Source organism: Polaromonas sp. P1_E12 (assembly GCF_056405975.1).
Window position 1 is genome coordinate 1 of record NZ_JBFUBB010000004.1, and the last position, 20,051, is coordinate 20,051.

21 protein-coding genes are annotated in these 20,051 nt (G+C 62.2%); 7 read left to right on the forward strand and 14 right to left on the reverse strand.

Features of this window, described 5'->3' with window-relative positions; genetic code table 11:
* Positions 1–3: 3 nt before the first annotated feature.
* The 10 genes from tuf to AC1D13_RS12590 form a co-directional block, all read right to left on the reverse strand.
* Positions 4–1,194, reverse strand: coding sequence for an elongation factor Tu (tuf, locus tag AC1D13_RS12545; protein WP_436155802.1), 1,191 nt, complete (start codon positions 1,192–1,194; stop codon positions 4–6).
* Between the two features lie 146 nt (positions 1,195–1,340).
* Complete coding sequence (gene fusA / locus AC1D13_RS12550) at positions 1,341–3,443, reverse strand: elongation factor G (protein WP_457281667.1); 2,103 nt, start codon at positions 3,441–3,443, stop codon at positions 1,341–1,343.
* 222 nt (positions 3,444–3,665) lie between these two features.
* Positions 3,666–4,139: a 30S ribosomal protein S7 gene (rpsG, locus tag AC1D13_RS12555; RefSeq protein ID WP_011481226.1), complete on the reverse strand. Its 474-nt coding sequence runs from the start codon at positions 4,137–4,139 to the stop codon at positions 3,666–3,668.
* A gap of 226 nt (positions 4,140–4,365) precedes the next feature.
* Positions 4,366–4,743 carry a 30S ribosomal protein S12 gene (gene rpsL / locus AC1D13_RS12560; protein ID WP_092130055.1) on the reverse strand — a complete coding sequence of 126 codons (378 nt, stop codon included), beginning with the start codon at positions 4,741–4,743 and terminating at the stop codon, positions 4,366–4,368.
* Positions 4,744–5,122: 379 nt separating this feature from the next.
* Positions 5,123–6,340, reverse strand: a complete 1,218-nt coding sequence (locus tag AC1D13_RS12565; RefSeq protein ID WP_477667544.1) for a D-alanyl-D-alanine carboxypeptidase family protein — start codon at positions 6,338–6,340, stop codon at positions 5,123–5,125.
* 62 nt (positions 6,341–6,402) lie between these two features.
* A complete protein-coding gene (locus tag AC1D13_RS12570; protein WP_477689659.1) occupies positions 6,403–7,044 on the reverse strand; it encodes an alpha/beta hydrolase in 642 nt (213 codons plus the stop codon).
* A gap of 114 nt (positions 7,045–7,158) precedes the next feature.
* Positions 7,159–7,497, reverse strand: a complete 339-nt coding sequence (locus AC1D13_RS12575) for a (2Fe-2S) ferredoxin domain-containing protein (protein ID WP_457281670.1) — start codon at positions 7,495–7,497, stop codon at positions 7,159–7,161.
* A 53-nt stretch (positions 7,498–7,550) separates the two neighbouring features.
* Positions 7,551–7,823 (reverse strand): DUF2798 domain-containing protein, encoded by a 273-nt coding sequence (locus tag AC1D13_RS12580; RefSeq protein WP_477689660.1) that lies wholly within the window; start codon positions 7,821–7,823, stop codon positions 7,551–7,553.
* A 161-nt stretch (positions 7,824–7,984) separates the two neighbouring features.
* Positions 7,985–9,112 (reverse strand): VanZ family protein, encoded by a 1,128-nt coding sequence (locus AC1D13_RS12585; protein WP_477689661.1) that lies wholly within the window; start codon positions 9,110–9,112, stop codon positions 7,985–7,987.
* Positions 9,113–9,249: 137 nt separating this feature from the next.
* Positions 9,250–9,678: a CopD family protein gene (locus tag AC1D13_RS12590; RefSeq protein ID WP_457281673.1), complete on the reverse strand. Its 429-nt coding sequence runs from the start codon at positions 9,676–9,678 to the stop codon at positions 9,250–9,252.
* Between the two features lie 454 nt (positions 9,679–10,132).
* Between AC1D13_RS12590 and hemB the strand changes: the two genes are divergently transcribed.
* From hemB to AC1D13_RS12605, 3 genes are all read left to right on the forward strand, one after another.
* Positions 10,133–11,149 (forward strand): porphobilinogen synthase, encoded by a 1,017-nt coding sequence (gene hemB / locus AC1D13_RS12595; RefSeq protein WP_457281674.1) that lies wholly within the window; start codon positions 10,133–10,135, stop codon positions 11,147–11,149.
* 114 nt (positions 11,150–11,263) lie between these two features.
* Complete coding sequence (locus AC1D13_RS12600; RefSeq protein ID WP_457281675.1) at positions 11,264–12,379, forward strand: magnesium transporter CorA family protein; 1,116 nt, start codon at positions 11,264–11,266, stop codon at positions 12,377–12,379.
* Between the two features lie 169 nt (positions 12,380–12,548).
* On the forward strand, positions 12,549–13,109 hold the full coding sequence (locus AC1D13_RS12605; protein ID WP_457281676.1) for a DUF1003 domain-containing protein: 561 nt from the start codon (positions 12,549–12,551) through the stop codon (positions 13,107–13,109).
* Positions 13,110–13,113: 4 nt separating this feature from the next.
* On the opposite strand, the gene AC1D13_RS12610 is transcribed toward AC1D13_RS12605, so the two are convergent.
* From AC1D13_RS12610 to AC1D13_RS12625, 4 genes are all read right to left on the reverse strand, one after another.
* A complete protein-coding gene (locus tag AC1D13_RS12610; RefSeq protein ID WP_477667548.1) occupies positions 13,114–13,776 on the reverse strand; it encodes a glutathione S-transferase family protein in 663 nt (220 codons plus the stop codon).
* Positions 13,777–13,911: 135 nt separating this feature from the next.
* Positions 13,912–14,760, reverse strand: a complete 849-nt coding sequence (locus AC1D13_RS12615) for an amidohydrolase family protein (RefSeq protein WP_477689792.1) — start codon at positions 14,758–14,760, stop codon at positions 13,912–13,914.
* A 68-nt stretch (positions 14,761–14,828) separates the two neighbouring features.
* Complete coding sequence (locus AC1D13_RS12620) at positions 14,829–15,518, reverse strand: dienelactone hydrolase family protein (RefSeq protein ID WP_457281678.1); 690 nt, start codon at positions 15,516–15,518, stop codon at positions 14,829–14,831.
* A gap of 72 nt (positions 15,519–15,590) precedes the next feature.
* On the reverse strand, positions 15,591–16,199 hold the full coding sequence (locus AC1D13_RS12625; RefSeq protein WP_457281679.1) for a 2-hydroxychromene-2-carboxylate isomerase: 609 nt from the start codon (positions 16,197–16,199) through the stop codon (positions 15,591–15,593).
* Between the two features lie 94 nt (positions 16,200–16,293).
* On the opposite strand from AC1D13_RS12625, the gene AC1D13_RS12630 reads away from it, so the two are divergent.
* The 4 genes from AC1D13_RS12630 (at position 16,294) to creC (ending at position 20,050) form a co-directional block, all read left to right on the forward strand.
* On the forward strand, positions 16,294–17,040 hold the full coding sequence (locus tag AC1D13_RS12630) for an SDR family oxidoreductase (RefSeq protein WP_457281680.1): 747 nt from the start codon (positions 16,294–16,296) through the stop codon (positions 17,038–17,040).
* A gap of 152 nt (positions 17,041–17,192) precedes the next feature.
* Complete coding sequence (locus AC1D13_RS12635; RefSeq protein ID WP_457281681.1) at positions 17,193–17,825, forward strand: MarC family protein; 633 nt, start codon at positions 17,193–17,195, stop codon at positions 17,823–17,825.
* Positions 17,826–17,949: 124 nt separating this feature from the next.
* Positions 17,950–18,651 carry a two-component system response regulator CreB gene (gene creB, locus AC1D13_RS12640; RefSeq protein ID WP_477667549.1) on the forward strand — a complete coding sequence of 234 codons (702 nt, stop codon included), beginning with the start codon at positions 17,950–17,952 and terminating at the stop codon, positions 18,649–18,651.
* 1 nt (position 18,652) lies between these two features.
* Positions 18,653–20,050, forward strand: a complete 1,398-nt coding sequence (gene creC / locus AC1D13_RS12645) for a two-component system sensor histidine kinase CreC (RefSeq protein WP_477689793.1) — start codon at positions 18,653–18,655, stop codon at positions 20,048–20,050.
* Position 20,051 lies beyond the last annotated feature (1 nt).

The window sequence follows — 20,051 nt, forward strand, 5'->3', positions numbered from 1 at the left end:
AAATTACGCAATGATTTTGGCAACGACGCCGGCGCCGACGGTCTTGCCGCCTTCGCGGATGGCAAAGCGCAGGCCTTCTTCCATGGCGATCGGGTTGATCAGCTTGACGGTGATCGACACGTTATCGCCTGGCATGACCATTTCCTTGCCTTCTGGCAACTCGATCGCACCGGTCACGTCCGTCGTGCGGAAGTAGAACTGGGGGCGATAGTTGTTGAAGAATGGCGTGTGGCGGCCGCCTTCGTCCTTGCTCAGAACGTAGATCTCGCCGGTGAAGTGCGTGTGTGGCTTGATGGAGCCGGGCTTGCACAGCACCTGGCCGCGCTGGACGTCTTCGCGCTTGGTGCCGCGCAAGAGGATACCGACGTTGTCGCCAGCTTGACCCTGGTCGAGCAGCTTGCGGAACATTTCCACGCCGGTGCAGGTGGTCTTTTGCGTGTCGGCAATACCGACAATTTCGATTTCTTCGCCGACCTTGATCACACCGCGCTCGACACGGCCGGTCACGACAGTGCCGCGGCCGGAGATGGAGAACACGTCTTCCACGGGCATCAGGAAGGCGCCGTCAACAGCGCGCTCTGGCAGGGGAATGTAGGTGTCAAGCGCTTCGGCCAGCTTCATGATGGCTTCTTCGCCCAGGGGGCCCTTGTCGCCTTCCATGGCGAGCTTGGCGCTGCCGTGGATGATGGGGGTCTTGTCGCCGGGGAAATCGTATTTGTCGAGCAACTCGCGCACTTCCATTTCGACGAGTTCGAGCAGCTCGGCGTCGTCAACCATGTCGCACTTGTTCAGGAACACGATGATGTARGGCACGCCCACCTGGCGGGCCAGCAGGATGTGCTCGCGGGTCTGGGGCATGGGGCCGTCAGCGGCSGARCAMACCARAATAGCGCCGTCCATCTGGGCKGCGCCGGTGATCATGTTCTTCACATAGTCGGCGTGGCCTGGGCAGTCGACGTGGGCGTAGTGGCGGTTGGCCGTTTCGTACTCGACGTGGGCGGTGTTGATGGTGATGCCGCGCGCTTTTTCTTCGGGCGCCGCGTCAATTTGGTCGTAGCCCTTGGCTTCGCCGCCGAACTTGGATGCCAGAACGGTCGTGATCGCCGCCGTCAGCGTCGTCTTGCCATGGTCCACGTGGCCAATCGTGCCTACGTTGACGTGCGGCTTGGTCCGCTCAAATTTACCTTTTGCCATTTTTCTCTCCAGATAAAGAACTTGCCCGTGTACGGTTTAACGTCTGCACTGTATTGCTGATTCACTTCGCACGGGCACGAAGTGGCACACAATCGCAGACAAGGAAAAATGCTGCCGGCTCCACAGGAGCCGGCAGCGAACGTTACTTACTTGGCGCGCGAAGCCATGATGGCTTCCGACACATTGCGCGGAGCTTCAGAGTAGTGCTTGAACTCCATGGAGTACGTTGCACGGCCCTGCGACATCGAACGCAGCGTGGTCGAATAACCGAACATTTCAGACAGCGGCACTTCTGCCTTGATGGCCTTGCCGCCACCAACCATGTCTTCCATGCCCTGCACCATGCCGCGGCGTGAGGACAGATCGCCCATCACGTTGCCGGCGTAGTCTTCAGGCGTTTCCACTTCCACGGCCATCATGGGCTCCAGGATCACGGGGCTGGCCTTGCGGCAGCCTTCCTTGAAACCGAAGATGGCAGCCATCTTGAAGGCCAGTTCGTTCGAGTCCACATCGTGGTACGAACCGAAGTGCAGCGTGACTTTGACGTCAACCACCGGATAACCTGCCAGCACGCCGGACGTGACGGCTTCGTTGATGCCCTTTTCCACTGCGGGGATGTATTCGCGAGGAACCACACCGCCCTTGATGGCGTCAACGAATTCGATGCCCTTGCCGGCTTCGTTCGGCTCAATCTTGAGCACAACGTGACCGTATTGGCCTTTACCGCCGGACTGGCGCACGAACTTGCCTTCAGCGTCTTCCACCGTTTTACGGATGGTTTCGCGGTAAGCCACCTGCGGCTTGCCGACGTTGGCTTCCACGCCGAATTCGCGCTTCATGCGGTCAACAATAATTTCCAGATGCAGCTCGCCCATACCGGCGATCAGGGTCTGGCCGGACTCTTCGTCGGTCTTGACGCGGAAAGAAGGATCTTCCTGAGCCAGACGTTGCAACGCGATACCCATTTTTTCCTGGTCGGCCTTGGTCTTGGGTTCCACAGCCTGCGTAATCACAGGCTCAGGGAACACCATGCGCTCGAGCATGACGATGGCATCGGGATCGCACAGGGTTTCGCCCGTGGTCACGTCTTTGAGGCCCACGCAGGCGGCGATGTCGCCGGCGCGGATTTCGCTGACTTCTTCGCGGTTGTTCGCGTGCATCTGCACGATACGGCCGATACGCTCTTTCTTGCCCTTGATCGGGTTGTAAACGCTGTCGCCCTTTTTCAGGACGCCAGAGTAAACGCGCACGAAGGTGAGCTGGCCCACAAACGGGTCAGTCATCAGCTTGAATGCCAGCGCAGAGAATTTCTCTTCGTCGTCAGCCTTGCGGGTGACAGGCGCTTCATCTTCGTCCATGCCCTTGACGGGCGGAATGTCGATCGGCGACGGCATGAATTCAATCACGGCGTCCAGCATGCGCTGCACGCCCTTGTTCTTGAAGGCAGAGCCGCAGTACATCGGCTGGATTTCGCTGGCGATGGTACGCGTGCGGATGCCCAGCTTGATTTCAGCTTCGGTCAAGTCACCTTCTTCAAGGTATTTGTTCATCAGCTCTTCAGACGACTCGGCGGCAGCTTCGACCATCTTCTCGCGCCATTCCTTGGCCAGCTCGACGAGCTCGGCGGGGATATCGCTGTAGGTGAACTTCATGCCTTGCGAGGCCTCATCCCAGATGATGGCCTTCATTTTCAGCAGGTCGACCACGCCGGTGAAGCTTTCTTCAGCGCCGATGGGGATCACCATGGGCACAGGACTGGCCTTCAGGCGCAGCTTCATCTGCTCGACGACCTTGAAGAAGTTCGCGCCGGTGCGGTCCATCTTGTTGACGAACGCAAGGCGGGGAACTTTGTACTTGTTGGCCTGGCGCCAGACGGTTTCAGACTGGGGCTGAACGCCACCCACGGCGCAGTACACCATGCAGGCGCCGTCAAGCACGCGCATGGAGCGCTCGACTTCAATCGTGAAGTCCACGTGGCCCGGGGTGTCGATGATGTTGATGCGGTGCTCAGGCAGGGACGTGTCCATGCCCTTCCAGAAGCAGGTGGTGGCAGCCGAAGTAATCGTGATGCCGCGCTCCTGCTCTTGCTCCATCCAGTCCATGGTGGCAGCGCCGTCGTGAACTTCACCAATCTTGTGGTTCACGCCGGTGTAAAAAAGGATCCGCTCGGTGGTGGTGGTCTTGCCGGCATCAATGTGCGCGGAAATGCCGATGTTGCGGTATTGTGAAATGGGGGTAGCGCGGGACATAAATTACTTTCAGTTCGGGGTTACGAACAAAGACTCGTTGAAGGACTGCCCGCAGTCCGGGCATCCTTCATTTCTTCTACGCGTCTGCTGGCCGGGAAGGGTGTTGTGCACCACACCCGGCTGGCAGAAATTGGGGTTGAACGGCCGGCAATCAAGGCACCCAGCACCTTGAAACCAACCAGCAACCCGTCAATTCAGCGCAGCAATTACTGCAATCGAAAATTAGAAGCGGAAGTGGCTGAACGCCTTGTTGGCTTCTGCCATGCGGTGAACTTCGTCACGCTTTTTCATGGCGCCGCCGCGGCCTTCGGTCGCTTCCATCAGCTCATTGGCCAGACGCAAAGACATGGACTTCTCGCCACGCTTCTTGGCGGCCTCTTTGAGCCAGCGCATGGCCAGAGCCATACGGCGGACAGGACGCACTTCAACCGGCACCTGGTAGTTGGCGCCGCCGACGCGGCGCGATTTCACTTCAACCATGGGCTTGATGTTGCCGATGGCCATGTGGAAAGCCTCAAGCGGATCTTTGCCGGGGTTCTTTTTCTCGATAAAGTCGAGCGCGCCATAAATGATGCGCTCTGCGACGGCCTTCTTGCCGCCTTGCATGATCACGTTCATGAACTTGGCGAGATCAACATCGCCAAATTTTGGATCAGGAAGAATTTCACGTTTAGGGACTTCGCGACGACGTGGCATTTTTTCACCTCTTTGCTTCAGTTGGCATTGCTTTTGGCAACACCGCGAGAGTTATCAAAACCCTCACTTACTCGACCGGTGCAACTATTTGCACTTGGGTCACTTCGTTTCAGACACCTGCCAGGGCGAATGAAACACCTTGTTTTGAAGGAACTATCACAGGCTTGTGTGACAACTTCTTCTGGCGCGAGCTCTCAGTGAAGAGAAACACCCGAGCCGGTTCGGCTTATTTGGCCTTTGGCTTCTTCGCACCGTACTTGGAGCGCGACTGCTTGCGGTCTTTCACGCCCTGCAAGTCGAGCGAACCACGGACGATGTGGTAACGCACACCGGGCAAGTCCTTGACACGACCGCCGCGAACCAGCACCACGCTGTGTTCCTGCAGGTTGTGGCCTTCGCCGCCGATGTAGGAAATGATTTCAAAACCGTTGGTCAGGCGCACTTTGGCAACCTTACGCAGAGCGGAATTGGGCTTTTTAGGCGTCGTGGTGTACACACGGGTGCACACACCGCGGCGCTGCGGAGAATTCTCCATCGCAGGGCTCTTGGACTTGATCTTTTCGACCTCGCGCCCCTGACGGACTAACTGATTGATGGTTGGCATTGAAAACGTCCCTAAACGTCTGAAAACTAATTTACCGTGTTGATACGGCCACAAATATTTCCCGCCACGAAAGCGGAAAAGCCTTCTAGTATAAACCGGATAGGGGAATCCCTCAAGCAGAACGCGCGGCCAGGACGCATGAAGGAGCTGACAACAGGTAATCCGGCGCCCAAAGTGGGGATGTTAGTACCCACTCCCACCGAATTTGATGGCACCCAGGAGGCGTTTGATTCGCGAAGAGCCGCTTTGGGGGGCAGGCTTCTGCATTCCCGGCCAAAGCGCGGGGAGAAAAAAGGTCACGGCAAGGGCTGTGCAAGCGACGGCCGGCCGTAGCGGCGGGGAGCGCGGCCTTAGCCACGCCACCCACCGCGTGTTCGTCTTATTTAATCCACAGCCGGATGGCGTCCCAAGCACGGCCCAGGATGCCGGCCTCGCCCACCGCTTCCAGCGCCACGAGCGGCACTTCGGCCACCGGGGCGGGGTTGTCGCCCAAGGTGACCTTCAGCGTGCCAACAGCCTGGCCCTTGGCAAACGGCGCCACCAACGGGTCGGGCCGCGCCACCTGGGTTTTGACTTTGGCAGCACTACCGGCAGCGATGGCCACCACGATGGCCTGCGGACGGCCCAGCTTCACGGTCGAGGAGGTCCCTTTCCAGACCGACGGAGTGACCACGGCCTGGCCAGCGTCGAACAGCTTCACGGCTTCATAGGCCGTGTAGCCCCAGTTCAGCAGTTTTTGTGATTCATTGGCGCGTGCGCTGTCGCTGACGGTGCCCAGCACGATGGCCAGCAACCGGCGCCCGCCCGGCGCACCGGCAGCACCCAAATTGGGAAAGTCGCGCTTTGCCGTGGCGATCATGCAATAGCCGGCGGCGTCGGTATGGCCGGTTTTCAGGCCGTCCACCGTCGGGTCGCGGAACAGCAGGGTATTGCGGTTGGTGTCGTTGGCCGCCGGTGTGCCGGGATAGCGGTATTTCTTGATCGCCGAATAGCCGATGTAATCAGGGAAGTCCTGCATCAACCGGGTGGACAGGATGCTCAGGTCACGGGCGGTGGTCGTGTGGCCGGGCTCGGTCAGGCCTTCCGGGTTTTTATAGGACGTGGACTTCATGCCCAGCGCCTTGGCCTGCTCGTTCATGAGGCGGACAAAGTTTTCGGCCGAGCCGCCCACGCCTTCGGCTAGCGCCATGGTGGCGTCATTGCCGGACTGCACTACCATGCCCTTGATCAGGTCTTCCACGGGCACCTGCATCTTCGGGTCGATGAACATGCGCGAACCCGGCATCTTCCAGGCCCGCTGGCTGACGGGGAAGGTCTGCTTCAGGTCGATTTTTTTGGATTTGAGTGCATCGAACACCAGGTATTCGGTCATCAGCTTGGTCAGGGATGCCGGCTCCACCGGGGAATCGATGTCCTTGGCGGCCAGGATCTGGTTGGCGGTGATATCCAGCAGCAAATAGGAGCGTGCGGCGATTTCGGGCGCTTGCGGGACCTGGGCATGCGCCACGGGCAACGCCGCGGAGAAAGCCAGGAACACGGTGGCGGCAAAAGCGCGCAGGCTGGGGGCGGCGCGGAGGGCCTTGAGTGAAGCTTGCATCAGTAGGGGTTCAGTGAAATTCGGTGAAGGAGTAAGGGTCAGGGAGCGCCTGGCAAACAGCATCAGGCGGAGGGCGAAGACAGGTGGCGAACCACGAGGTTTTTCAGCAGGGGCAATTGTCCATGAAAGAAATGGCTTCCCCCCGGCACAACGGTAACAGGCAGTGCCTGCGGCCGGGCCCAGTCCAGCACGGCAGACAACAGCACCGTATCGTCCTGCTCACCATGCACGACCAGGGTTTTCAGGTGGGCGGCTTCGTCAATCGGCGCAGCAGGCGCGCGGCTCACGCTGGTGCCGACCAGCACCAGCTTTTCAATGGTGCGGGCGGCGCTGAGGCGCTCAAAGGCGTGGGTGGTGACACAGGCGCCGAACGAAAACCCGGCTAATGCCAGCACCTGGCCGCTGCTGGCCGGCGCCGAATGTTCCACCACGGCCAGCAGGTCTTCGAGCTCGCCCCGGCCTTCGTCATGGCTGCCGGCGCTGCCACCCACACCACGGAAGTTGAACCGGACGGCCGTCCATCCGCATTGCACAAAGGCCCGGGCCAGCGTCTGCACCACCTTGTTGTCCATGGTGCCCGCAAACAGCGGGTGCGGGTGCGCAATGACCGCCACGCCGCGCGGGTCGCCAGCGGGAAGGTCTACGGCAATTTCAAGCGCGCCGGCTGGGCCCTGGATGATCGATTTGCGGGTCTGCGAATTCACGGTGACGGATCCATTCAAACAGGTTGCTATCAAATAAGGAGCTACTCGCGCACGTCCCTATTGGGTTGGAAGGCAAAAATATGCAAATTCCGGATGCTGCGACCGCCCCCCGGCCTAGCGCCCGACGTGCGCGGGCACCAGCAGGCGCTCGACGACTTTGCCGTTTTTCAGGTGCGACTCGACAATTTCATCAATGTCGCTGGCGTCGACATAGGTGTACCAGACCGCTTCGGGGTAGACCACGGCCACAGGGCCGGCTGCGCAGCGGTCCAGGCAGCCGGCCTTGTTGACCCTGACCTTGCCCGGCCCGGCCAGCCCCGCGGCTTTCACCTGCGATTTGCAGCGGTCAAAGCCCTCCTGCGCCCGGTGATCAGCGCAGCAGTCTTCGCCATTGGCGCGCTGGTTCAGGCAAAAGAAGACATGGCGTTCGTAATAGGAATTTTGTTCAGGCATGGTGTGACTTTAGTGGATGTGTACCGGAGAAGGTTCCCGCATTGCCCCGGGGATCAAGGTGCCTCAACGACCAGCGCCGTGGTTTTTTTCACCAGTGGAAGCACCAGCAGCAGCACCGGGAATGCAACGACCCAGGAAAGCGCCCATGCGCCCAGCCAGATGCGCAGCACCCCGGGCGCGATACCGACGCCCTTGAGCGTGCTGATGATCGACACGATGCAGGTCATCAACACGGAAAGCAGCAAGGGTGTGACCCAGCGCGCGCTGCGGGCGGGGAGTTTTGTGAAACTGAAAAGGGTGCGCGATGAAGATTTCGAAGAGTTCATACAGGGTTCCATAAGCCGTCCAGTCAAGGCGCCTTTCCGGCAGCCAATGGCATGCCGGAAACACAACCCCGGCATGGCCGGCGGTAGTAGGCGCGTTGATTGACGTAAACGCTTACGGCAACTCTTGAGGGAGATCGCAGGCGAATATTAGCAGACGCGAATCACTGGCGCGCATCAACGCGCGGCTCGCGGCCTGAAAGCCGCACCAGCACATACAGCAGGGCTGCGTACGGCCACAGCCAGCCCAGCCACTGCACCAGGCCGTGAAAGCGGATAAAGCGGCCCTGCTCCCAGGTTTGCAGGGTCTGTGCGAAATACGGGTCGGCGGGCGCCTGGTTGAGCAGCCCCAGGTGAACCGTGAGCGCCAACAGTGCCAGCGCCGCTGCGCCCCGGCGCGGCACAGGCAGCAAGAGCGCCGCCACCACAACGGCAAACCCGACACCCACTTGCACCGGCAGGTCCAGCCAGGCCCAGGCGTGGTCCGGGCCGTAGCTCAGCGCGGCCGACAGCGCCGATGCGGCAATGCCGACCGCGATGATGGCCGCCGAAAACGCCGCACGCTGCCAGAGTGTGCGGATCACGCAATAGCCGAGCAGGCAGGGAATCAGCGCACCCAGCGCCACGCATAGCAATTCGGCAATCGGCACCAGTGGCTGCAGCTCCATGTCGCGCACCGGCATCCATTCGAGGAAAGGCGTGTCGGTCAGCACCTCGGCAAGCGCCGACTCCAGACGCTCGAACACCTGCCCCAGCCCCAGGGGCACGGAGGCAGGAAACAGCAACGCGGGCGGCCAGAGCATCAGCAACACCAACGCACCCCGCGCATCCTGCGCGAACCAGCGCGCCCGAAAGCGGCTCCAGCGATCGACGATGCCGGTTTTTTCCAGCGCCCACGCACAGCACGCGCCCAGCCATGCGCCGGTGGTGTTGAGCGCCAGATCGACATTGGAGGGAATGCGCGAAGGCAGGTAACTTTGCAGCGTTTCCATTGCCAGCGACAGCAGCGCGCTGACCAGCACCGCCACCGTCACAGCCCAGGAAACGCGCCGGCTGCGCAGTGCCGACAGCGCCAGCAGGAAACCCAGCGGCGCGTAGCCCAACAGGTTGGCGCCCACGTCAAAACCGGTCCAGTACTGCGGCAGAGGCGCCGCCAGAAATCTGAAGGGCGAAATGCCCTGGTCGCGCCAGTCGGCAAAGGGATAGAGGCTGGCGTAAACAATCAGGCAGATGGTGGCCACCGCCAGCGGCCACGCGGTTGTCTTGTGAACACCCCTATTGGAATGTTGCACACCCCCGCCGTTCTCACTACGCTTCGCTTCGTGTAGTTCCTCCCCCCCTTGCAGGGGGCGACGCGAGGCGCCCGGCGAAGCCGGTTCGCCCGCGTCTGCTGGTGAATTCGGGGAAGGCACTGCGTTCCCTTTGATTGTTAGAAGGGCTTGACCACGACCAGGATGACGGCCGCTAACAACAACAGCACCGGCACTTCATTGAACCAGCGAAACCATTTGTGGCTGCGGGCGTTGCGGTTGGCGACGAACCTGGCCAGCAGGCGGCCGCAGGCGTGGTGGTAGCCGATCACCAGCACCACAACGGCAAGCTTGGCGTGCATCCAGCCGTTGCCGGGCCCGCGGCCTATGCCGTAACCCAGGTACAGCCACAGGCCAAAGCCCAACGCAGGCACGGCCAGGATGGTGGTGAAACGCATGAGTTTGCGTGCCATCAATATGAGCCGCTCGCGCTCAGCCACGCTTTCCGGCGGCACCATGGCCAGGTTCACAAAAATGCGCGGCAGGTAAAACAGCCCGGCAAACCAGCTGGCGATGAAAACGATGTGGAGTGATTTGACCCAGAGCATCAAGGAAGTGTAGCCCCCACGCTCCCCCACTTCGTGTGGGTCGCTGCCCCCCCGAGGGGGCGCTGCGCCTGCGGCCCGGCAAAGCCGGTTCCGCGGCCCCGGCTGGTCTAAGACCTATCCATCCGCTAATGCCCCAAGCGTCACCTTTAGCGGGCAAAAAAATGCCCGGGGCATAAGCCACCGGGCTGGTAAGCCTTTTTGCTGTCACACGCAAAGGCCCCGCTCAGGGAGGAAAAGCGGGATGCAGTTGCCAAATTGGTAACCACACGTAGCAATTCTAACCACGCTGGCTGCGCATTGGCAATGATTTCATAAGTTAACTAAGTAATTCCATGTAAAGCCTGCCACCTCCGAAATGGCGCGGCACCAAGCATGTCTCCATATATATATAGATAGCAGATGACGCCCGGCCAAATACTTTCAGGCCTTGATCAACCTTTGGCACAATTTGCGCATGACACAGCACGCCTCCAACTTCGCGCCCTTCCCCGCCGGGCGCCCACGGCGCCTGCGCCGTGATGCCTTCACCCGCAACCTGGTACGTGAACACGCACTTACCCCGCACGACCTCATTTATCCCGTCTTTGTGGTGGACGGCCAGCAGCAGCGCCAGGCGGTGGCCTCCATGCCCGGCGTCGAAAGGCTGAGCCTTGACCTGCTGCTGCCGGTGGCGGAAGAGTGCGTGAAGCTGGGCATCCCGGTGATGGCCTTGTTCCCCGTGGTGGACGCCTCGCTCAAAACCTACGACGGCGTCGAGGCCACCAATCCCGATGGCCTGATCCCGCGGGTGGTGCGGGCACTGAAAAAGCACTTTCCCGACCTGGGCGTAATGACCGACGTGGCGCTGGACCCCTTCACCACGCATGGGCAGGACGGGCTGCCGGATGAAAACGGTTACATCCTCAACGAAGAGACGGTGGCCATGCTGGTGCGGCAGGCGCTTTGCCAGGCCGAAGCCGGCGTGGACATGGTCGCGCCCAGCGACATGATGGATGGCCGCATTGGCGCCATCCGCCAGGCACTGGAGGCCAAAAAGCTGATCCACACCCGCATCATGGCCTACAGCGCCAAATACGCGAGCGCGTTTTACGGCCCGTTCCGCGATGCGGTCGGTTCGGCCAACAACCTGGGCAAGGCCGACAAAAAGGCCTACCAGATGGACCCGGGCAACAGCGACGAAGCGCTGCGCGAAGTGGCCATGGACATCGCCGAAGGCGCCGACATGGTGATGGTCAAACCCGGCATGCCCTACCTGGACGTGGTGCGCCGCGTGAAAGACGAATTCGGCGTGCCCACCTTCGCCTACCAGGTCAGCGGCGAATACGCGATGATCAAAGCAGCCGCGCAAAACGGCTGGCTGGACCACGACGCCGTGATGATGGAAAGCCTGCTGGCCTTCAAGCGTGCGGGCGCAGATGGCGTGCTGACGTATTTCGCCATCGACGCTGCCCGCAAGCTGCGGCAAGGCTGAACCGGGCGGCAGGTGTTGCGCACTAACTGCTATCAAAATCATAGCTGCTTGCGCCCGTCCTGCTTGCTCGAAATGCCGATTTAACACCTCAAAACAAGGCTAAACAGGGCTTTCATGCGCGTTTTCACCATCGCTTCCGGCACCCAGGGCATCATCGAGACAGACACCCTGCCGGCCCAGTTGCCGGCGCAGGGATTTGTCTGGATTGCCTGTGCCCGCCGCGAGTTCGAGGTGATGCAGGCGCAGATCCAGGCTGCGCTGCAAACGCTGTGCGGCACCCAGCTGGTCGACCTGCATGTGGCCGACCTGCTGAACAACCAGCTCCCCTCGCACTACGACTACACCTCGCAGTACGACATCCTGGTGTTCCGCCGCCTGGCGGCCGGGCAAAGCGAAACCGACCTCAGCCAGCCCGGCGAACCGCTGCATGAGCGCATGAAACGCAGCGGCCCGCCGGTCCTCAAGCGCATCGATACCAGCCCGGTCGGCTTTGCCGTGTTTGACAAGGTGGTGCTGACGGTGCACCCCGCCGACTGCGCGGTGCGCGATGCCTATGCGACCCGCCTGCTCAATGCGACCACGGCCGAGTCGCGCTCCAGCGGCGTCAAGCTGCCGGCCAGCCCCGCCGACCTGATGCTGCGCATCGTCAACCAGATGGTGGACGGCTACCTCGAGCTGCGGCGCGAGCTCACGCGCCAGCTCGACCACTGGCAGTCCGAACTGCTGCGGCCCGGCACGCGCTTTACCAACTGGAGCTCGGTGCTCGATGCGCGGCTGGCCATGCACCACCTCGATGAGATTTGCGAAGACCAGCGGGCTGCGCTGCAGGACTGGATTGATTCGATTGAAACCTGGCCCGAAGGCGGCACACCCGCCGCAGTGCGCGAGCGCGAGCTGCTCAAGATCCGCTCACGCGACGTGCTCGAGCACATCGAGCGTGTGGTGCACCATGTGCGCCGCATGGAGCAAAGCGCCGAAACCGCGGTACAGATGCATTTCTCGGCGCAAAGCAACCGCACCAACGACATCATGCGCACGCTGACGGCGCTCACCGCCATCTTCCTGCCGCTGAACCTGATCACCGGGTTCTTCGGCATGAACTTCGAGTTCATGCCCTTTCTTCACGCGTCCACCGGTTTCTGGTGGACCTTCGGGTTCATGGTCCTGATCGTCGTGGTGGTCGCCACGGTGTTCTGGCGCAAGCAGTACCTGGCCAGGACGCGCCGCTGACACGGCGCCCGGGTGCGCTTGCCGTCCGGCTCAAGCTTGCGGCGGCGTCTGACGCTTCTGTCTGGTGCATCTTTGACAATACGGCCAATGGCGCCGCAGTGCCTGATGCGCTGCGTCTCAGCCGGGAGTTGGCACGGCGCTGATCCGGCACCCCCGAAAAGGATGTCCCATGAGCAATCAAGCAGGCAAGAAGGCGCTGAACGGCAATACAACCTGCGCCGATGACCTGACGCGCGAAAATGTCGAAGCCATGCGGCGCGTGGAAGAAACGGCACTGGCCAACCGGAGCCGGGCCGACCGCATCGCCGCCTTTGTCGCCGGTTTTTGCGGCTCCATGCCTTTTGTCTGGATGCACGTGGCTGCGTTTGCGTTATGGATCAGCTTCAATTCATGGCCGGGGCTGGCGCATTTCGACCCCTACCCCTTTACCTTCCTGACCTTGATGGTGTCACTGGAAGCCATCTTCCTGTCCTCCTTCATCCTGATCAGCCAGAACTATGAATTGCGCATCAGCGACAGGCGCAACCAGCTGGACCTTCAGATCAACCTGCTGACCGAGCAGGAAAACACCAAGATGATCCAGATCCTGGAGCGCATCGCCAAAAAGGTAGGCGCCAACATCGAGGGCGACCCGGACATTCCCATCCTCAAGGAAAACACCGACCCCGAAAAGCTGGTCGCCCAGATCGAGCAGGCGCAGCGCGACAACCCGCCTGCGGCGAAAGGTTAGAGACTCAGACCCAAGGCTGGGCCAGCCCTTCGGCGTGGAAGGCCTTGATCACGGCAGGCCGCGCCAGCGCACGCTGCAGGTAAGGGCCGAGGTGGGGCCGGTTGCGTGCCGGCGACGACGCAAAGTTGCGAGTCCAGCGGCACAGCGTCAGCGCATAAATATCTACCGCCGAATACGTCGCACCCAACAGCCAGGGTTGGTCATGGATTTTCTCCAGCCTTGCCAGCTCCGCGTCCAGCTGGTCCAGCATCAGGCCGACTTTGGCTTCGGCATGCGACTTCAACTCGGCTACGCCGGCGTCGTTGCCGGGGTTCATCCAGCGGTCGGTGTAGAAATAAATGATCAGCGCCGACTGCATGGTGTTGGTCAGCCAGATCAACCATTTGTAGAAATGCGCGCGTTCGGTGGTGCCGACGGATGGGGCCAGACCGGCCTCGGGATGCGCATCGCACAGGTGCAGGCAGATCGCGGCGGTTTCATACAACACCAGGTCACCGTCGACCAGCGTCGGGATCAGGCCGTTGGGGTTGAGCTTGCGGTAAGCCTCCGACCGGTGCGCGCCGGTGCTGGTGTCGACGAGGACTTTTTCAAACGGCACGCCCAGTTCCTGGAGCAGGATGTGAGGCGCCATGGCGGCAGAGCTGGGAGAGAAATGAAGCTGGTACATCTGGCGTATTTTGCCGCACGCTCCTCCCCGATCTGCAAGCGAGGTGCCGCGGGACTGGCTTTGCCAGACCGCAGGCGCCGCCCCCTCGAGGGGGGAACAGGCTACACGCAGTGAGCCTGGACGGGGGTGGTTTTTCTACAGACCGTAGATACCGGCCGCATTGCCCCAAGCGATCTTGCGGGCCACGTCGGCTGGCAAATCACCCAACCAGCTGCGGTAACCCTTCATGAGCTCGTCGTAATACAGCCAGCGCTGGTTGACCCAGGTGTCGGAACCGATCATGAAGCGGCCTGGGTACTTGAGCAGCAGCTTGCGCCACTCCGCACACAGCTTTCCGCCTTCGCAGGTCAGGCCGGGGCGATAGGACAGCTCACCCATCAACTGCGGGTATTTGCCCAGCAGCGCATCAACGCGTGCCACAGGTGCGCCGCCTATGCCGGTGTGCGCCCAGATGAGCCGCGCATCTGGTGCGTGGGCCATCAACAAGTCGATCGCCGTGTCGTCTACGTGTGAGAGCACTGCCAGCTTGTTCTTCGCAGCGAACTGCATGAGCTTTTTGGCCACCGGGCCGTTGGCATTGGCGCTGTCGTACAAATGAAATTCGCCGATGCCCTTGTACGGGCCGGCCTGGTCACCCGTGACGCCGCGGGCAAACTCGGCCTGCACCATTTCGTAAATGGACTCGTCGCGAAACCAGTTGTCATAGTCGGCGCGGTTACGGTACAGGCGGATAAACGGGACCACGGTAACGCCGGCCTTGCGCGTTTCCGGCATGGCAGCCAGCGACTTCGTGCCGTCGTTGGGCCGGGAGTTGGCGACGATGGCTTTGACGCCATTGCGCTTCATGCGCGCAAGAACATCAGCTGGCGCGTGTGGACCGCTGTTTCCGTTCCAAGCCTCTTCGTTGTAATGCAGGTGCGTGTCAAACAACGGGCCGGCGTAGTCGGCCGCTCGGGCAACCGTCGAAAACGCTATCAAAACGATAGCTGCTTGCGCACATCCGCAAAGGGCTACAACCCAAAAAGGCTTGAATCCGGGGGCAGGGCGCACGGTCAGGCCAGTTTGGCGGCAAGGAACGCCAGCGAACGTTCGCGTGCCAGCTTCGCCGCCGCTTCGTTGTAGGAGCCGCGCTGGTCGCAGTTGAAACCGTGGTTGGCCTGGTACACATGCACCTCGACTTCCGGGTGCGCCTTGCGGAAGGCTTCAACGCCTTCCATCGGAATCCAGTGGTCCTGGTCGCCGAAATGGGCCATGACCGGGCACTGGGGCTGGCGCTCGATTTCTTCCTCGGCCGTGATGCCGCCGCCGTAGTAGGGAACGGCCGCCGATAAGCCCTTGAGCAGGCTGGCCGCACGCCAGGTCAAGAGGCCGCCCCAGCAAAACCCGATGATGCCGACCTTGCCGCCACCGGCCTTGGCCGCGTGGTCAATCGCCGCCTGGATGTCTTGCAGCACACCGGCGCCCGGCAGCGCGCTGACAGCGGTTTTCAGCTCGAAGCCGATCTTCATGTCCGCCTCGCTGTAACCCATGTCGACGCCGGGCTTGACGCGCTCGAACGTGGCGGGTGCCACTGCCAGGTAGCCTTCCGCCGCAAAGCGGTCCGCCACACCGCGGATGTGCGAGTTGACGCCGAAAATTTCCTGGACGACGACGATGCCGCCGCGCGGCTTGCCTTCCGGTTGCGCCACATAAGCCGGCACGACGAAGCCGTCGGCGGCGGTGAGATTGGTGAATTGGCCCATGAGATGGATGCTCCTTTGAATTGGTTGATCGGTATGAATGAAGGGCGAACTGGAGGGGAAACGGCCAGCGGTTTATGCCCCGGCCTTAAGCTTGCGCTCCACGAAATCGAGCCGGTCCTGGCCCCAGAACAGTTCGCCGTCGATGACATAACTGGGCGCGCCGAACACGCCGGCGTCGATCGCCTGCTGGGTATTGGCTTCATAGCGCTCCTGCACGGCCTGGCTGAAGGATTGTTCCAGCCGCGCCGCGTCCAGCCCACATTCGGCCAGCAGCTCGGCCAACACTTTTTCGTCGGCAATATGGCGCTCGCGCACCCACACGGCGCTGAAGATGGCGCCGCCGATTTTCATCGCGGCTTCGGTGCCGTCGTGCAGGTTCACCGCGATGATGAGGCGCGAGGCCTCATCGCCGGACACCGGGAAATACTTGGGCTTGAGGTTCAGCGGCGCATGCAGGTAGTCTGAATAGCGCTGCAATTCCAGCAGGCGGTAAGCCTGGCGCTGTGGCGCGCGCTGGGCCAGCGGCAGCCCGCCCGAGATGGGAAACACCTTGCCGCCCAGATCGATAGGCAACACATTCACGGTAGCGCCCGCCGCACGGGCGATCTGCGCAAAGCGTTCGTGGCCCAGATAAGTCCATGGGCTTTGCGGCGTAAAGTAATAATCCACAACGGTGCTCATGATCGTCTCCGGTTTTTGGGGCCTGTTCAAGTACATTGACCCGATGCAATCCCCGTTTTTACCCGGGATTGCCATTTTCTGCAGGAGGTCCGGTTTGTCAAAAGTTGTTTTGATCACAGGCGGCTCGCGCGGCATAGGCGCCGCAAGCGCCCTGCTCGCGGCGCGCCAGGGTTGGGTGGTGGCCGTCAACTACACCAGCAACTCGCTGGCAGCCGACGAAGTGGTGCGGCAAATCCGCCAGGGCGGCGGCCAGGCCATCACGGTTCAGGCCGACGTGGCCGACGAGGCGCAGGTGCTTGCCATGTTTGAAAAAGTGGATGCCAAGCTCGGCCGGCTGGACGGCCTCGTCAACAATGCCGGCGTGGTCGACCGCACCAGCCGCGTTGACGCCATGACGCTGGACAGGGTGCGGCGCATGTTCGAGATCAATGTGTTCGGCTCGTTCCTCTGCGCACGCGAAGCCGTCAAACGCATGAGCACGCGCTACGGCGGTACGGGCGGCGCCATCGTCAACGTCTCGAGCGCCGCAGCGCGGCTGGGCGGGCCTGGCCAGTACGTGGACTACGCAGCCGCCAAGGGCGCCATCGACACCTTCACGGTCGGGCTGGCCAAGGAAGTGGCCACCGAAGGCATTCGTGTGAACGGCGTGCGCCCGGGCATCATCGACACCGACATTCACGCTTCGGGCGGCTTGCCCGACCGGGCCCGTGAACTGGCGCCGCTGGTGCCGATGCAGCGGCCGGGTACCGCCGGCGAAGTGGCGGAGTCGATCGTCTGGCTGCTCGGCGACAATGCGAGCTATACAACAGGTGCACTGCTTGATGTCGCCGGAGGGAGGTAGTGCCCCCACGCTTTTCGCTTCGCGTAATGCGCTGCCCCCCCGAGGGGGCGCTGCGCCTGCGGCCCGGCGAAGCCGGTTCCGCGGCCCCGGCTGGAATGTGCTGGCTAGCCCGCTTTTGGGCTTGCCACTTGAATTGCCTCTAAGGAAAAACGATGGATTTCAAACCGCTTGTCACGCTGCTGGCCATCGTCAACCCGCTGGCCATCGTGCCGTTTTTTATCCACTACACGCAGGGCTTCTCCGACGAGCAGCGCCGCCGCACCATCCTGGTGGCAGCCTTTTCGGCTTTTGTCGTTATCGCCATCAGCGCGCTGTTGGGCCTGCAGATCCTCGACTTCTTCAGTATCTCGCTGGCGAGCTTCCAGGTCGGCGGCGGCATGCTGCTGCTGATCAGCTCGATGAACATGCTGAATGCGCAACCGGCCGAAGCCAAACCCCTGACCAATGAAATGGAAGACGGTGCAGAGAAGGCCGCGCGCGGCGCCAGCATCGCGGTGGTGCCGCTCACCATTCCGCTGTTGACCGGCCCGGCCACCATGTCGACGGTAGTGATTTACGCCGAAAAGGCACAGACGGCCCTGCAGGTTGCCGCGCTGGTCGGCTACGGTGTGGTGATTGCGCTGGTGACTGCCATCAGCTTTTCGCTGGCCGAGCCGATTGCCCGCGTGCTGGGCAAGACCGGTATCAACGTGATGACGCGGCTGATGGGTCTGATCCTCGCTGCATTGGCCGTTGAGGTGATGGCCGGCGGCCTCGGCAAGTTGTTCCCCATTCTGCGAAGCTAATGGAGCCCCCACGTTCGCTCACTGCGTGTAGCTCTCTGCCCCCCGAGGGGGCGCTGCGCCTGCGGCCCGGCAAAGCCGGTTCCGCGGCCCCTGCTGAAACGTACAGCAAAGCCCGGTGGGGCCAATGACCAGTGCGCGCATCCTGCTGGTGGAAGACGACCCGGCGATTGCCCGGTCCATCATCTACACGCTGGAGCGCGACGGCCTCAGCGTGACACACAGCCTGCTGCTGGGCGATGCGCGCCGCCAGCTTGCGCTCCAGCTGCCCGACGCCGTGATCCTGGATGTCGGCTTGCCCGACGGCAGCGGTTTCGATCTGTGCCGCGAACTGCGCGCTGCTGGCAGCCTGCCGGTGCTGATGCTGAGCGCGCAGGGCGAGGAGATCGACCGTGTGCTCGGGTTGGAACTGGGCGCCGACGACTATGTGAGCAAACCCTTCAGTCCGCGCGAGTTGCTGGCGCGCGTGCGCAGCCTGCTCAGGCGCGCGCGCATGCCTGCCCCCGCAGCGGCGCCGGCTGGCGCCAGTCCTTTCGTGATTGACACCGCGGGCCAACGCGCAAACCTGCACGGCCTCCCACTCAACCTGACGCGCCGCGAATTCGGCCTGTTGGCCGAGCTGCTGCGTCATCGCGAACGCATCCGTTCGCGTGATGAGTTGCTCACTGCGGTTTGGGGCACGGATTCGGACAGCACAGACCGCACCGTAGACACTCACATCAAAACCCTGCGCGCCAAGCTGCAGGAAGCAGCGCCGGAGCATGACTACATCGTCACACACCGCGGCATGGGTTACTCCCTGGATATCAACCGCACCAAAGGCAGCTGACATGCGCCTGGGCATACGGCTGCTGTTCGGTTTTTTTCTGGTCACGGGCCTTGCGGCTTTTTTTGTGCTGCGCGTCTTCATGGCCGAAGTCAAGCCCAGCGTGCGCGAGGTTATGGAAGACATGATGGTGGACACCGCCAACATCCTGGCCGAACTGGCCAGCGACGATCTGTCGGCCGGCGCCATCGCCAACGGGCGCTTTGCAAGCCACGTGCGCAACTATGCGCAGCGGCCGATTGACGCGCAGATCTGGGGCCTGTCCAAGCAGTCGCTGGACTTCCGGGTGTACGTGACCGACGCCGCCGGCAAGGTGGTGTTTGACTCGGAGAACGTGGCGACCGGCCAGGACTATTCGCGCTGGCGCGATGTGGCCCGCACGCTGCGCGGCGAGTACGGTGCGCGCGCCACCCGTGAAGTGCAGCAGGACGATCGAAGCTCCGTGATGTACGTTGCCGCGCCGGTGCAGCAGGACGGCAAAATCATCGGCGTACTGACCGTCGCCAAACCGATGTCCACCATCCAGGCCTTCATCGACCGGGCCGAACGGAAGATTTTCCTAAGCGGCCTGCTGTTGCTGGTGTTGTCGCTGGCCATCGGTGTGGCCGTGACGCTGTGGGTAGTGTGGAGCATTCGCAAGCTGCGCCGCTATGCCAACGCCGTCGGCCAGGGCGAGAAACCCGCGGTTCCGCAGATACCGGGCGAGCTTGGCGATCTGGCCATGGCAGTCGATGCCATGCGCCTGAAGCTGGAGGGCCACGAGTACATAGAAGATTACGTGCGCGCCCTGACCCATGAGCTCAAGAGCCCGCTCGCCGCGATCCGCAGCGCAGGCGAGCTCTTGCAGGACGAGCTTCCCGAACACGCGCGCCGCGAGTTTTCCGGGCAGGTACTGGCCCAGTCCGGCCGCATGCAGGCGCTGGTGGACCGCATGCTCGAGCTGACGAAGCTGGAGCAGCGTCATGCACAGGTAGAGCGCGAGCGCCTTGCGTGGGCCGGCTTCCTCCAGTCTTTTGAGCTGGAGACCGGCGCCGGCCGGACCCAGCATGCGATCAAAGTCGTAATCCGTCCGGAACATGCCGGCGTGCATGCGGAGCCCGGCCTCCTGGGCCTGGCGCTGAGCAACCTGCTGGAAAACGCGCGCTCGTTCGCACCCGAGGGCTCTGCGATCACCCTGGAAGCGGGGCCAGACTTCATCGCCGTGCAAGACACCGGACCCGGCGTGGCGGACTACGCCCTGCCCCGCCTGGGCGAGCGCTTTTTCTCGACCGTGCGGCCCGACGGACACACCAAAGGCTCGGGCCTGGGGCTGGCCATCGTGCGGCAGATCATGCTGCTGCACGGCGGGCGCATGGTGGTGCGCAACACGCAGCCCGGGCTGCGGGTCGAGCTGCATTTCTAAC